The sequence below is a fragment of the Clostridiales bacterium genome (assembly GCA_017961515.1).
Lineage (GTDB): Bacteria > Bacillota > Clostridia > Acetivibrionales > RGIG10202 > RGIG10202.
This window is the reverse complement of the sequence record JAGCXC010000030.1, coordinates 1-16,201: the sequence shown is the minus strand read 5'-3', so window position 1 is coordinate 16,201 and position 16,201 is coordinate 1. Positions and strand designations below refer to the sequence as shown.

The 16,201-nt window shown below is 35.5% G+C and carries 6 protein-coding genes; all 6 read left to right on the top strand.

Annotated features, from left to right (window positions below; translation table 11 throughout):
- Positions 1-874 (top strand): hypothetical protein (locus J6Y29_01990; GenBank protein MBP5426661.1); only part of this gene is annotated, 874 nt, incomplete at its 5' end.
- 187 nt (positions 875-1,061) lie between these two features.
- Positions 1,062-1,919, top strand: a complete 858-nt coding sequence (gene dpsA, locus J6Y29_01985; GenBank protein MBP5426660.1) for a dipicolinate synthase subunit DpsA — start codon at positions 1,062-1,064, stop codon at positions 1,917-1,919.
- 2 nt (positions 1,920-1,921) lie between these two features.
- On the top strand, positions 1,922-2,497 hold the full coding sequence (locus tag J6Y29_01980; protein ID MBP5426659.1) for a dipicolinate synthase subunit B: 576 nt from the start codon (positions 1,922-1,924) through the stop codon (positions 2,495-2,497).
- A 353-nt stretch (positions 2,498-2,850) separates the two neighbouring features.
- Entirely contained in the window at positions 2,851-8,976 is a 6,126-nt protein-coding gene (locus tag J6Y29_01975; protein ID MBP5426658.1) for a hypothetical protein, read from the top strand.
- A gap of 147 nt (positions 8,977-9,123) precedes the next feature.
- The gene (locus tag J6Y29_01970; protein MBP5426657.1) at positions 9,124-13,419 is read left to right on the top strand and encodes a hypothetical protein; all 4,296 of its coding nucleotides are present in this window, start codon (positions 9,124-9,126) and stop codon (positions 13,417-13,419) included.
- Positions 13,420-13,785: 366 nt separating this feature from the next.
- The coding region (locus tag J6Y29_01965) for a hypothetical protein (protein MBP5426656.1) at positions 13,786-16,201 on the top strand (2,416 nt) is incomplete at its 3' end.

Genomic DNA, 16,201 nt, shown 5'->3' with positions numbered 1-16,201 from the left:
TTGCGTGAGGTGTGCTTTGAATATACCTCTGTCCTCTATCCTCATGACCTCGTATGCGACCGTAGGGAGCTCCTCAAGTGAAACTACATTTAGTCCATTACCTACGCCTACAGTGACAGCTTCTCCATTTAAATTGACGATAGAAGATAAATATACTCGTAAATCTAATCCAAATGGTAAATTCAAAATAACAGAAAATGCTGCACAGGTAGCATGTGGTGAAATATTAAGCCTAAATTATACTAATAAGCATTATGACAAAATAATAGGTATAATAAAAAATGACTCAGAAGCATGGAGAGCTCTTGGTACAATAAATGGCTCAAAAGTAGATTTCAAAATGCCAGGAAGTGGTACAATACCACCAGGGATATATAAGATGGTAGTATATGATGAATGTAACGCAGGTGCATATAAAACTAATTATGCTGAGTACGATACGTTAACGCTAAGGGTGGTAGCATCAGGGGCACCTACTGATACAATAGCTCCAAGTATACTAAATGCATATAAGAATCAGGCTGGTACAATGTATAAAATAACGGTGGAGGATACAGGAAGTGGATTAGCTCAACTAAATTCAGATAAAGAGGTAAAATATATATCACCGATAGGTGTTTCGGCTACTCCAATAGCTAACACTACAAAAAATATAGAAACAAGTGCAGGGAATTCAATTACAGTATATGATCTGGCGAGCAATGCAAAACCAGTATCTGAATCAGAAATAATTGTAGAGGATAAAACGGCCCCTGTCTACACAATAACATATCATAAAGGTGACTATACAATACATGTGTCAGATAATGAATCAGGAGTGTGGAAAATAACTGATTCTACAGGGACTAAAGTATTAAAAGATTGGAGCCGATAATAAAAATACCCAGGTTAATTGCGAAGAGAAGCCACTATTCCGAAAGGGATAGTGGCTTCTCTAAATTTAATGGGGCGTAATTTAAAAAAGTCTTAATTCAATTAAAAAAGTCTAGTACAAGCACCAATTTTCAAAGTGAACATAAACTATAAAAAACAAAAATTGTACATGTTAATGGAGAGGGAATATGTTATATACAATTGTAGGTGGGGACTTAAGAAATATCGAATTGGGGAGATTACTTGCACAAGATGGTAATGATGTTTATATGTTAGGTTTCGCAAAAGAAATGGTGCCAAGTAACGTGAGTACTAGTAGTATAGATAATATATCAAATTCACATGTGATAATAGCGCCGTTGGTATTGTCATATGATGATGAAAATATAAATACACCATATAGTGATAAAGCTATAAAAATTATAGATGTACTAAATCATTTACAACCAAACCAGTTATTTATTCTTGGTAAACCGAGCGTTAGAGTTAAAAAGATAATGGAAGACCTAAGCTTACAGTATAGGGACATATTACAAAGAGAAGAGATGGCAATATTAAATGCTATTCCAACTGCGGAGGGAGCTATACAAAGTGCGATAGAAAACACTACAACAACTCTTCATGGTAGCAATTGCATGATTTTGGGCTTTGGAAGAATAGGCAAAGTTTTAAGCAAGATCTTATCGGCGATGGGGGCAAATGTTTACGTTATGGCGAGGAAAGAGAAGGATTTGGCGTGGATATTTGCGTACGGATACAATAGAATACATCCCGGTGCGCTAAAGGAAACGGTTCCTTTAGTAGATGTAATATTTAACACGGTTCCAAGTGTTATTTTAAATTATGATGTATTGTCCACATTAAAAAAAGACGTGCTAATAATAGATTTAGCATCTTGGCCTTATGGAGTAAATAAGGATGATGCAGAGAAATTAGGAATAAATGTGAAATTTTTGCCGGGGCTACCAGGTAGAATTGCTCCTAAAACATGTGCGGGTTTTATGAAGAATACTATATATAACATTATAGGGGAAATGGAGGTGTAAATATGTTAGAAGGTAAAAATATAGGAATTGCGCTAACAGGATCGTTTTGTACAATAAACGATTCAATAAATGAGATAGAAAAGATAAAAAATGATGGTGCAAAGGTTACAGCAATTGTCTCGGAACATGTTAGGACAATGGATACACGATTTGGCAAGGCAAGCGATATAATAGAAAAACTTAGGAGTATAACAAAAAGAGAAGTAATATCTAGCATAAATCAAGCAGAGAGGGTGGGCCCTGACAAATTATTTGATATTATGTTAATTGCTCCATGCACAGGGAATACTCTAGCAAAGATTGCAAATTCAATAATAGATACTACGGTAACAATGGCCGCAAAATCACATCTTAGGAATCAAAGACCGCTGGTATTGTCTATAGCAACAAATGATGGATTGGGCAATAGCGCGTATAATATAGGGAAAATAATAAATCAAAAAAATATATACTTAGTTCCCTTTGGACAAGATGATCACAAGAACAAACCTAATTCTTTGGTGGCTAAAACAAACATGATTATACCAACACTAGAAAAAGCATTAGAGGGTAAGCAAATACAACCCGTGCTTATGTAATGGATTCGTGTCAAAGCCCGTATGAGCTTAGGCTTTGGCATGCCAAGTATAGCCCATATATTTATGTTGCTACAAGAAATATTTGACATGGTGGGAACAATAAAGATGCCAATATATTTATCCGATTAATAATAGAAGAGGAGGGAATTCGAAAGTCAGATAAAAAATATGATGGCTAAGGAGGTTTGGTGTGTTTAAATGTAAAAAAATACATACATTTTAGAATGATATTCCCAATAATTAACTTAGGATGAAATATATATGCTAAACGAAAGATAATGGAAGTTTTATTTTTTTTTAAAATAATGAAGAATTTTCATTTAGACCAGAACAAGAGAGGAGGATAAAAATATATGAAAAAAATGATAATAATGATGATATTTTGTATTATGTTATGTATGGTTTTTCAAAGTGTGAATGGATATGCCCTAATAGCGCACGATGTGGCGAATCCAGAATATCAAGAGAGTGGATCAAATTATAGTTACATAGGGTTCGGCCGTTCTAAAACGGGTAAAGTAAAGGATTTTAGAGTGCTAGATACAAAAGGAAATAATGGAAATTCTAATGCATTATTTATGCTATTAGAGGTTGTGAGTTTAGATGTAAGTAATAAAAGTGGAGGCACAGTTAAGGAAATAGTGAAAAACCAATTAAATGATGAATTAAATGGGGCAGATCGGTTTACAGATATGGAGAGAGGAGCAATACTTTCTACAACAAAGTCGGAAAGTGGAAATTTAAAATGGTGTGGAACTTCGAATGCAGAAGCTGCAGGGTTAAGTGCAGAAAAATTATTTTTATTATCAGCTCAAGAAGCAACCAATCGAAGTTATGGTTTTAAGGGAGAGGCAGGAACAGAAAACAATGTTTATAAAGATCCCAATAACTGGAAAACAAAAAGTGCGGCGGAAGGTTATATATGGCCACTTCGTTCAAAGTGTGGTGATGGTACAGCAGTTATAGATTGGAATGGATATAGTGGACTTACTGCCAATGGATCTGATAAATATTTAGAAATACGTTATGCGTTGAATATAGATTTGACCAAGGTTGTATGTACTATACCGTCAAAGAGTTCATATGATAAGACAATAGCTTTTACTAAGCTTGAGAAAAGGCAAACCAAACCGAGTAATGTTTTAGCAGCTGATGAATCAAAGTTGGTTTTATTGGATTCAGGAAGGAGTGGTTTTGCGGCTACTGCTACTGTAGAGGGTAGGAATATTAATGTAGAGTACAGTAATGCAAAAACAGGTTCAAATGAATATATATCAGCAATAACTCAAAAGAAAGGCTCATCGGATTATTATTATGGTACCTTTAAATTAGTAGATGCTGCAACTGGTAATCTTACTATAGCATTTCCTAAATCCATGACAGAAGGTGACTATAATTTATGGATTTTAAATGAGCAAAAAAATACTTCTGGTCTTACAAACTGTGCTGGATATAAACAATTAGAAGTAAAGATAGAAGATATGCCTCCTAAAAATGAGATAACATTTAAATTGGGGACAAGTAGTTCATCAGGGGATGTAGGAAACAACGGCGCAAGTATAACTATATCTAGTGTTGAGACTACTACTCCTACACCTATATATAGATATGATCAGGAGATTAAATGTGAGTGGGCCGTAACTGGGTCAGATAATGTAGCAAGTGTGAAATTTAATGGCGTAGATAAAGGGACTACATTAAGTGGTAGCGAAGTAATTTGTTCTAAAGGAGGCCAATATACTGACGCAATTAAAAATAAGAGTTATAGTTTATATTCTAAGAGTGGAGCAGGTAAAGAAGCAACTGTTAGCATATCGAAGCTTTCTGACTACATAAAAAAACATCATAGGATTGATGCAACAGAAGTACCTACAAGTGAGTTTAATGCGTATATTAAGGATGGAGAAGTTGTAATTAGGTTTAAGATGACGTATGGTCAAGAATTTTTAAAAGGTATATCAAAGAGTAAGTCCACAAGTTCTAGTGATTATGTGAGTAAAAGTGATTCAAGAGTAAAAGTAATAGCGGCAGGGAGTGGAGACTACAACCAAGTTTTAGAAGTTCGCACCAAAAACAAACCTAACGATTCACAAAAAGTATATTTACATTATGATAAAAATGATGGAACAGATGGATGGCAGGAGCTTACATATACTCTAGGTAGTGATTTGAGCCAAGGATATAGGCCAGAAACAGATGTAATATCTCAAACAGAGCAAGATTTGTCAAAGTTACAGGTATTTGATTTGTCAAAGGGTAACTTGAGGATAGAGAAGACTGGCGGTAAAATTATAGCTCATTATGGTAAAAAGGTGAGTGGTATCACAGCTACAGAGGATACGGATGAGAGTACAGTTGAGTGTAAAGAGGCAGTACTATTAAAAGGAACAACGACACAGTATAGTGTTTTAGTAGAGGCGGATGATATGACGCTGGTATTAGATGATGGTTTAAGTATAACATCTAGCACTACTTCACCAATACGGATATCTAATTCTGTAGTGGGAGATACGAAGATAGTTTTAGTAGGGGGAGGAATGTTAAAGTCGACTAGTAGTAATCCGGCAATAAAAGTAGAAGGAGGCACGTTTAATCTTTTTAGAAGAAAAGATAAAACGGGTACCTTCAACATAGAAAGTACGAATGGTGGAGGAATAGAAGGAACTGGTAGCAGTACAGATATAAATATTTTTGAAGTTTTTAACACAAAAATAACAGCATCAGGAGGAGCGGCGGCTATAGGAACGGCTAGAGGTGGCTCAATGCGTTCAATTTATGTTTTAAATTCATCATTAGAGATAAATGTTACTGGAGGAGGAGCGGGGATAGGAACAGGAGAAAATGGTACTGTAACAGAAGTAAATGTTGAAGGAACAAGAAGGAATAATGGATCAGATCAAGCTTTAAAAATAACAGTTGACACTGGAGCCTGTATAGGTACAGGTAAGAGCGGAAGATTAACAAATACGTTAGATGGATTAGTAGTAAATGACGTAAAAGGAGAGTTTAAAACAGGAGATAGCGGTGTTGCAATTGGAAGTGCAGGAAGTGGAGCTAATTGTGGTAATATTGAAGTAGATTATTTATATGGAACAGTATCAAATGCTAAAATTGTAGTAGGTGCAGGAGATAGTGCGCAATGTGGAGATATAAGAATAGAGGGTGTAAAACTAAATATAACAAAATGTACAGTAGGAGTTGGTGCAGGGCAAAATGCTACGTGTGGTGGAATAATTATAACACTAGCGTCAGAAATAAAAATATCCCAAAGCTCAATTGGAGTTGGAGTGCAATCAGGATCTAGAATGGGCAATATAACTATATATAAATCAGATTTGGACATTAAAGCTACTGGTGTTGGAGTTGGTAGCGAGTCCGGGAATACAACTAGTTCCATTATAAAAATCTATGGTAAGGAAGTAAATCAAAAGGATATGTGTTTAAAAGTAGATGGGGCAAAAACGGCTATAGGAGCAAATGATTCAGGAAGAGTAAAAGACATTACACTTTCAAAATGTGCAGTAATAGATTTAAAAACTAGTACTGGAGTTGGAATAGGAACAAAAGCAGCTAGTTCTGAAATGGGGGATATAGAAATATCGGAATCTAATGTAAAGGTAGAAGACGGATCAGCAGGGCTTGTTGGAATAGGAAGTGTTGGAAAGCTAGGGACTATTACGTTAAAAAATAGTATTGTTAAGGTATCGAAGACAGCGGTAGGAATAGGAAGTACAGCAGATAATAGCGGGAAAGAGATTTCTATTACTAGTAGCAAAATAGAACTTAGTGGAATAACTGAAGTTGGAATAGGTGCAGGAGGTTCTTCAGGAAAAGTAGGGAATATAAGTATTGATGATTGCGAGGTTGTAAAGATATCAGGAGGAACAAGTAGTATTGGAATAGGATCTAAAATCAAGAGTGGTGATATTACTATTAATGGATCTAAGATGGATTTAGGAGGAGAAATTGGGATAGGAGGAAAAGGAGAAGTTGGCGCTATAAAGATATCAGCGACTTCGGGAAAGATAGTAGCAACAAGTGTAGGTATAGGTTTTTATTCTAGTTCCAGTACAAAATCTTCATCAATAGAAATAAGTCCAGGATCTAAGTTGGAAATATCAGGCTGCAAGTTGGGCATAGGAGCATATTCTGGAGCTCGTGCAGGGACTATAAATATAACATCTAGTGAGGTTAAACTTAGTGGAGCAAGTTCTGGTACAACTACTGGAATAGGAGCAGGCGGAGATGGAAGTTCTGGTAACATAACAATTAGTGGATCAAAAATAGGAATAAGTGGATTTAGTGATGCTGGAATAGGTGATAAAAATGGAAAAAGTGGAACTATAACTATAAAAAATACTAGTGAAATAATTATATCTGGTGCAAGTACAGGAATAGGTAGAAAAGTTACTATAAAAATAGAAAATTCTAAAGTTGGCATATCCGGCGCAAGTACGGGAATAGGTGGAGAAAGTGGATCTATAACTATTAGTGATTGTGCCGGAATTAATATAAAGAGTAGTACATTGGGAATAGGTAGTAGTGGTACAATATTAATTTCAAAATCTAATGTATTAATTAGTGGAAGTTCTACAGGAATAGGAAATTTAAGTACTAATAGTTGTGGAAATATAACAATAAGTTCATGTAATAAGGTTATAATAACAGCATCAAGTATAGGAATAGGTGCAGGGACTAGCGGAACTATAAATATAAGTAGCTCTAATGTAAAAGCGAGTGTAAATAGCGGAGGAATATGTATTGGGGGAACAAATTCGGTAGGTGCAATAACATTAAGTGGATCAACAGCGGACATAGGTGGTGGAGCAATAGGAATAGGAGGAAATAAAACAATTGAAGATATAACTATATCATCGTCGAGAATTATTGTAGGGAGTGCGAGCTCGGTGGGAATAGGAAGTGTCGCAGACAATAGTACTAAAAAAATAGACATAGAAGACTCTGAAGTAAAGATAACTGGAAGTGGAGTGGGAATAGGAACAATATCAAAGATAGGGGATATAAAATTATCTTCTAGTAAAGCTTTTGTCAAAACAAGTAATACAGCAGTAGGAAGTGGGGCTTATGCAACATGTGGCAATATAACATTATTAAAAAGTACTGTAAGCCTTGAGTCTACTGAATCAGGAACTGGATTGGGAAGTGGAACTGGTTCACAATGCGGGAATATATCAATAACAGGAGGTAGTGTTAAAGCGGTAGTCAGTGGTGGAAATGGTGCGGCGATAGGCGGCTTTGGTACTGCGGGCACTATAACAATTAGTTCGGCTATAATTGATGCTAGTACATCAGGAAATGGTGCATGTATAGGAGGTAAGGACGGTAACGTAGGGAATATAACAATAATTTCATCTAGAGTTAAGACGGGCTCGGTAAATGGAATGGGGATAGGAGGGAATAAGATAAATAATAACGAGGGTGTAATAAAGATAAAGGATTCAGAGCTAGATATGAGTATTACAGGTTCAGGAACAGGAATAGGAGGAGATACTGGTACAATATCTAAAGTGGAAATAGAAAAATCGGCAGTTAAGATAACAGGAGGAAGCGGCAATGGAGTAGGCATAGGAACAAGAGGCGGTGTAATATCAGGAATTGAACTAAACGATAATTCCATAAGTATACTGAAAGGCGCAGGATCTAGTGGGGCTGGAATAGGTAGTGGATCAGGAGGAGATGCAGGTAATATTAATTTAAACAGGAATAAGATAGTGGTATCAACAGGGAATGGAGCGGGAATAGGTAGTGGAAGTAATGGTGAAGTAACAGGAACAATAACAATAAATGATGGTGTAATAGTAGCAAAGAGCGTAAACGGATCATGTATAGGTGCAGGATCTGGAGGAAGCGTGGGCTACGTTAAAATAACAGATGGTAAGATAAATGCAACTACAACAGGAACCGGATCGTGTATTGCGGCGGGATCTACACTAGAGATAAACCAAGGAGAATTTGTATGTAAGACTAACGGAAGCGGAAAAGGAATGTATGCGCCAACAAAGTTAGCAATAGATACTGGCGATATGTATATAAGTAGCAACAGTGGCGATGGAATGTATGGAGGAGAATTGATTATAGCTGATGGAAAGATAGAGGTTGTATCTGGAGCAAATGCGATAAATGGTAGTACTGTAAGGATAAGCAGAGGGGTGGTGAAGGCGAAAGGAGGAACTAAAGATATAAATGGATCGAATATTACTATAACAAGGAATGCAAACGTACAGGCCTATAACAACAAGACTAATACAGTAAAATGTGATGGATATACAGTAACACAAAAGAAACTATCAACAGATTTATGGAGACATAACGAAGGCACAGTGTGGTTAAATGGGGATAGTGGTGATACCATAAAGACAGATAGCTCAGGTGATGTATATTTTTGGTATAACAAAGATAGGGATAGTGCATTAACATTTGAGATGGATGGAAAACAAATAGTAATATGGGATAGATAAATGACAGAATAAGTAAAAACCGACTGTACGGGGGGTATCCTCCAAAGCAGTTGGTTTTTAATAGGAAGGTGTATTTAATAATTAAAAAGATGAGGGATATCAGTTTGATATCTCCCAAAAAAAGAGGAAGAAGGAGGTAGGTATAGTATGCGTAGAAGTAGATATAAAAAGATTATATTTATGGTGATGCTTTTCTTTGTATTTTTTATGGGAGAAGAAAAAAGTCAGGCAATGATGTCTACCAGTCAGACTCAGAGGGAAGGACAAGTTATAAAAACAACAGAATTAAACTTAAACAATAGAAACTTCTTTCCAGATAATGGCACACTTAGACTTCAATTAAAAATAGAAGAGGATACGACGCTTATAATAGATGGGTATATATCTGTTCCGTCCGGAATAAAAAGAGTTGTAAATGCAAGTGAAAAAGATATTGGTGGAAGTTCAATAGCGTATTTAGACGGTATATACGTAAAACCAGGTAAAACATTAACAATACAATTAAAGTGGGATCATTTTTTTTATACGTATGGAAGGAAAGTAGCGGTTGGTAATTCATATAATGATTGGCGCTGCTATGCGGGAATAACTGTTCCAAATGACAGTATAGATGAAGCTAAGTTGATAATAGAGGCAATAGATCCCAATGCGGGAGGATTAGTTGCATTAGGAGCAGGAAGTAACTCTAAAGAAGATACAGCAGAAGGTACAGGGGCAGGAATAGGAGGAGAAGGATTTCAGTTTAGAGGAACTTCTAAAAGGAGCGAATATAAAAATAAAACTTCAGACTGTGGTACCATTATAATACGAAGCGGAATGGTATACGCGTGTGGAGGTTGTGGAATAGGATCTGATGGATGTGGAACAGGAGCGGGAATAGGAGGCGGAGGAATATATAAAATCGATAATGAAGATGGGGGGAGTATATACACAGCAAAGGGAGGAACTGTAAAAATATATGGTGGACAGGTTGAGGCATACGGCGGAGGAACATATAATAGTAATAAAACTGAAGAAGCTAATATATATCCTTCAAAAAAGAACTACTTTTTCAATTCTAGTAATGGATTTTATATTACCGAGTCTTTAGATGGTATTAGTAACGACTATGCATGTGGAACAGGAGCGGGAATAGGAGGCGGAGGATCTTACATTAATAATCAAGGACATATATATAGACAAAATGATTTGGAATTTGAACATTGGGGAGGAGTAATACATGCAGTTGGAGGAGAGGCAGCACTTAGATTGAAAGGTATTGTGGATACAAATTCAGGAATGTTAAGAGGAGGCGGAGCTGCAATAGGAGGCGGAGGAACAGATGCTGAGGATAAGGATATGAGGTACTCTTATGATACAGTTCACACAAGTGATTCAGGAATAAATATTTATCAATCGGGTTATGGGAACGTAAATTACTACTCTAGATCTAATACATATGATAACAAAAGTTATCCAATATATACTGCAGAGAAAAATAGTCTATCTTTGTATAAGAGTAGAAATTCAGAGGGTTCGTCTGGAGCATATTTGGGCCAAGGAGGATGGTTTTGTAAAGGAAGTATGGGAGGTTCGGCTGTTGGAAATAGCTCATATGGAGATGTAAGCATTAAAGGAACTAGAAATATATTTCCTAATTTCCCACAAGAGGCATATACAGATACTAAAAAACCAACAATAGCGTTATGGTACCAGGTATCTAACCAAGAGGAAGTTAATGACACTAATAATTTGGGGCAACCGGCACAAACGTCATGGAGTAGAAGCGTAGAAGATGCTGTAAATGCGGCAGGGGGTAAAATTCAAGCTAACTATAAGCTTTTTATACAGGCTCAGATAATAGAGTATGATTCAAGTGATGATAGTACAGTAAACAATTTTTTGTATACCAAAGGTCATGGACTAAAAGAAATAAAGGTAAATTCAAATACTGTAGATATGGATAATATGTATGAAAGTTATAGAAATAACCAAAAACAAATAAAAGTGGCGGATGGCTTGTATTATAAGACGGTAGAGGGTGGATATTTTGATTCTGAGATTTATGGCTCCAACTCTGTTGATACTTTATATATATCTTTGGGTAAATTGAATATTGCTACAACTAAGGATGTAACTATAGAAGCAAAAGATGTTGCTGGAAACACCATATCGAGTGGCAAAATAGAAATAGCGAAGTATTTATCTGAAGGAGAAGATATTGATGGTGATGAATTACCATTTTGGGATAATACAAAGAATCCAACAGGATCAACTTGGGATAAGGTGTATTTTGGATATAGCCCAAGTGGAAGTAGCTATCAAACTAGTACGGCAATTAAATGGAAGATATTAAATAAAACTGCTAATGATGGTACAACAAAAGCGTTATTTATATTAAACGAGAATAGTGTATTTTCAAATAGTAATTTTGGAAGTACAAATAATAATTGGGTAAATAGTACAATAAGAGATAAGTTTAATGATAGTATATATAATGACTGTTTTGTAGAACAAGAGCGTTTAGCTATGTTAAAAACAACAAAGACTGAGACTGAGGATATAAGCTGGGAGAGTAGTACAGCAACGGCGTCTTCATTGTCATTAGAAAAAATATTTTTACTTTCTGCTAAAGAGGTTAAAAATTCTGCGTATGGTAATATAATGTCAGCTGAAACTTCTTTATGTTGGTTAAGAAATAAAGCAGGGCAGGTAAAAGTAGGGTATGCTAATTTTGGTGCTGTAGCGATTTTTGGAAATGGGCAAGAGAAGAGGGCAGCATTTACTTCAATAAATTCGGTCCGTCCAGCAACCAATATAAGAGCAGATCGCATAATATATTCGATGGATGCAAGCGATACAGGAGTTGCAACTACGGAAGGAGGAGATACAGTAATTAAGGCTGTGTCAAGTACACGTCCTACTGAATATAGATTATCGGTATATGACGCAAACAGATCAGGTTTTTCGGTAAATAGCATTAAAGCCAAAGCAGGGGATTCAATGACAATAAATTATTCGGGTTCAGTATCAAGTACAAGTAACGAGTTTATAACAGTTATAATGAAAGATGGAGATGAAGTGAAATATTTTGGAAGAATAGCGTCTAAGGGAGCTAGTGGAGAGGTAAAATTAAAATTACCTTCTGACATAGAAGAGAAGACCTATAAAGTTCTTGTAAGCAATGAGAAGAATAATGGAACGAAAAAAACAAATTATGGAGGATTTAAAGTATTAAATGTTACTGTAAGAGGGTCTGGAGAAACGATTAATGCAGATATACAATATGGAGTAAATGGTGAAAAGTCGACAAATGAGAAAGAGGCTATACGTAATGCATTAGAGAAAATGAGCGAGAATGAAACTATAACAACAGAGACATTAACAATTGAAGGAACTAGCAGTATAGTAGAGGAAAATGAAAGTGTAACAGCGGGAAAGCTAAAAAAAATGACATTAAAAAAGAAAGATAACGGTACTGTTGCGGAGGAAAAATCAGGAGGAACAAGTGGTGCGGCAAAGCTTACTATAACAAAAAGTTTTACGGCGAATGGGGAATACGTTTTAGTTATAGAAACTACATTAGGGACTAAAGAGGAATTTAGTATAGCAATTTCTGGGATAGGCAAAAAGAAAGGGGCAGGAAAAGATGGGCCATATATACCAGATTACGGTAAATTACCTAATAAACCTACATTATCAGATATATTAAACTTGAATGGAATAAGTGCTCCAAGTGCATTAGCTACACCAACGGCGCCAGGTAGTGTAGAGGCAATTGGTGAGACTGTTACAGTGGAGACATTAACTATAAATAAACCTGAAATTAATAGGATAGAATTAAAGAATAATGATCTAGCATTTATCAATTGGAAAGAGAAAGCCAATATAGATTGGAGTAGTGGCCAACCTCAAAAAACTGAGTGGAGATATAAAGACGTGGGTGCTAGTGGTGCTAAAGATGAATCAAAATATGAGATTGTAAAAATGAGATCGCCTATAGATACAGATAAAACGGTATACATATTGGGTAATACCGAGTCGTATGTAGTAAAATATAAAAATTTAAGTACAAATACATCAGGGGTAGGGTATAACGATCTTACAAAATATACCAATGAATACAAACAAGGCGGAACCAAACAAATGGGTGAAGTAACAGTAGAAGATATACCATATGTGGGGAACCAAGCTATATCTATTTCATGTGAGAAGAGTGGAAATACAATAAAAGCGAAACTTACACCTTCGAATTTGATAAATGGTCCAGATATAAAGGAAGTTGGAGTTAGAGTGGAATATACATTAAATGGAATAATAACAGGACTTGTACGTAAGACCAATATTATTACAGGCAAAGGAGGAGTATTCGAGTTTGAATTTGCAAATTTACCAAGTAGTTATACATGTAGTGCATATTATATAGATAGTTCAAACAAGGAATTTTCTTCAAGCCCAATTTAGACAAGAAAATCAGTAAAATAATAGCATATAAGGTAAAAATAGCCTATAGAGGAGATACGTTTTCTACTATAGGCTATTTTAGTAACCTAGTGTAATGTATTTAATTTAACAAAATATGGTTTTAAGTTTAACTAGGTATGTTTTGTGAACGGCACGACGCCAAATTGGCCATGGGAGCCGCTTTTTAAACCGTGTGTTGGATAAGTTAAATCAACAAAAAATAAAGAATAATTCTTTTTAGCATGGGGAGTGATTTTATAGGTTTAGCAAAAAAATTTTCTAAAAAAAGAAGGATTTTCTTTGGAAAAAGTTGAATTTTAGTTTAGAGAAATTTTAACAAAAATATCTTAAAGGAGGAATGCTTAAATGTTAAAGCAAACTGTTACAAGTAGGATCAAACGCATTTGTAAAGTAAATCCCAGTTTGAATGCAGGTCGTTTTAAAAAGATACTGCTGACAACAGTATTAGCAATAACAGGTATTATAGCATTGAATCAATTAGATGGTTTTGCACTTGAAGTAACAGGATTTGAAAAAAACGCGAATGGTACAAAAGTTGCAATAAAAATAAAATTAGGAGAAAATGAAAATGGATATAAGATTGATTATATATATCAAGGAGCGAGTAATGAGAATCTTGAAAAGCCTGCAAATGGTATTGTTCTAGATTGGAAGACTAACAGAAATAAAACAGAAGCGATGGCGGTGTTGACAATACCAGATCCTTCAAATAAATTATTCATAAAGGCAATCAAAAAAGATAGTTTGGACATTATAGAAGAGATGAGTTTAGGCAATTTGGAAAATGTGCCTCATGAGGGCCCTAAAGTGGTTCCAGGGACGTTGATGAAATATCATAACGTCGAATATGGAGATTATATACAGGCACAATTTGAGGATAAAGTAAAGATATATAAGATAACGGACAAAGCAGGAAAAGAAGAGATTTTGTTAAATAAAAAAGAACAAAATACAAAAGTTACATTGAAATACATACTAAAAGAAGGTGAAACTAAATTTAGAGTATATGATATATTAGATAATTATATAGAAGTAGATGCAACTAGTGCATTTGCAGTTACATTCAATGCAAGGACACAAGATGGGTCAAGATTTGTGTTGGGTGTGGGAGACAAATACACAGAGGATAACGTAGAATATACATTAGATACAATAGAGACAGGGGCAGGACAAGAGATTGAGTATCATAATGAGAATGATATGTACGGAAAAGAAGATGCGGATGATAATGAGGATTCAGAGTTTGATGAAATTGTCGGTGTAACTAAGTTGAAATTGACATATAAGGCGACAAATCCAGAGTATGATCCGGAAATGGCGGCAGAAGCGACTAATGAAGTCGAAGAATTTATTTATAGAGTAATTACACTTCCATTAGTGTTAGACATAACACCAGCTGAGGCTGTAGCTTATATTGTAGAATCAGAGGGAGACGGAACATACAAAGTAACAAAAGTTCCAGCCAATGTAAGGAGAGAGGTTACAGAATTTAACAAAGAAACAATGAAGATGAGGGCATATGTAAACAATACTACAAACAAATGTATTGTTGAGGTAAGGGACGTACAAAGTGGTATCGATACAATAAAGCTGTTAGAGGGAACGGAAGGAGCATATAAGCTAATAAAAGGATATAGAGCGGAGAATGCGGCATATAACTCTCAAGGTAAGCTAATGCCATCTGTATTACATTTATTTGATTTTTCAGTGGACGGAGGTATAAGTGAAAGAGTAACAGCGGTTAGGGTAACAGATGGTTTGGGTAACCAAATAGATATACCAGTTACAGCATCAACTGTAGCGAATGAGGATACAATAGTATTTGCACAGTTAGAGCAAGATGAAGATGAGAACGGGAAAACAATATTTAATGTAGTAGCACAAGATTTCAAAGCTGGCTTGTGGAAGATAGAAAGAGATACTGAAGATGAGAATGTAAAACAAGTGTTAGTAGATTTTTCAGATAAAGAAAAAGCGTATTTAGAGGATGAAGAGCTTAAACCAATAACAGACAAGAGCGAAATAAATAGGATATTAGAAATAGTTACAGGTGTATATCAACAATATACATTACAAAAAGTAACAAGAAGTATAACAGAGGAAGGTATGCCAACAATTAAGGTATATGATGCACTAGGAAATGTAAGAGAAGTAACATTCGACGATTTTGCTTTTGCTTGTACATACGCTACATATAACCAAAAGGGATCATTGGCACTAAACGTTAAAGAGTGGCGTGGCATATGGAAAGTTACAGTGGATATAATATCTCCAGAAGATGCAGCAATGGAACCAACATTTGAAGACGAAGCTGGGGAATTTGTTGTGCCAACTGATTCAAACGAGCCATTGTATAAGGGAGAAGCACCACATGATGCGGATGGAAACTACGGAGATATAGAGCATAATAGTCCAAAGTATAATGGGGTAATACCAAATGACGGAACAGATACAACATCACAAGGTACTGTTTATGAGCAGTCAGAAGATAATAGACCGAAGTACAAGTACACATATACACCAGACGGAACAAATGAACCAATAACTGTGAATGTAATACCAAATGATGGAACATATGAAATTGATCCAGATACATTAGATGCAGAAAATAATGTTCCTACATCAAATATAGACAATAGACCAAGATGTACTTTCACATATACTCCAGAGGTAAATGCAGAAGAAGTAGCAGTAACAGCTGAAATTCCAAATGCGACAAATGAACCAAAGTATAAAGGGTTAGTGCCAAGTGAAAGTAATA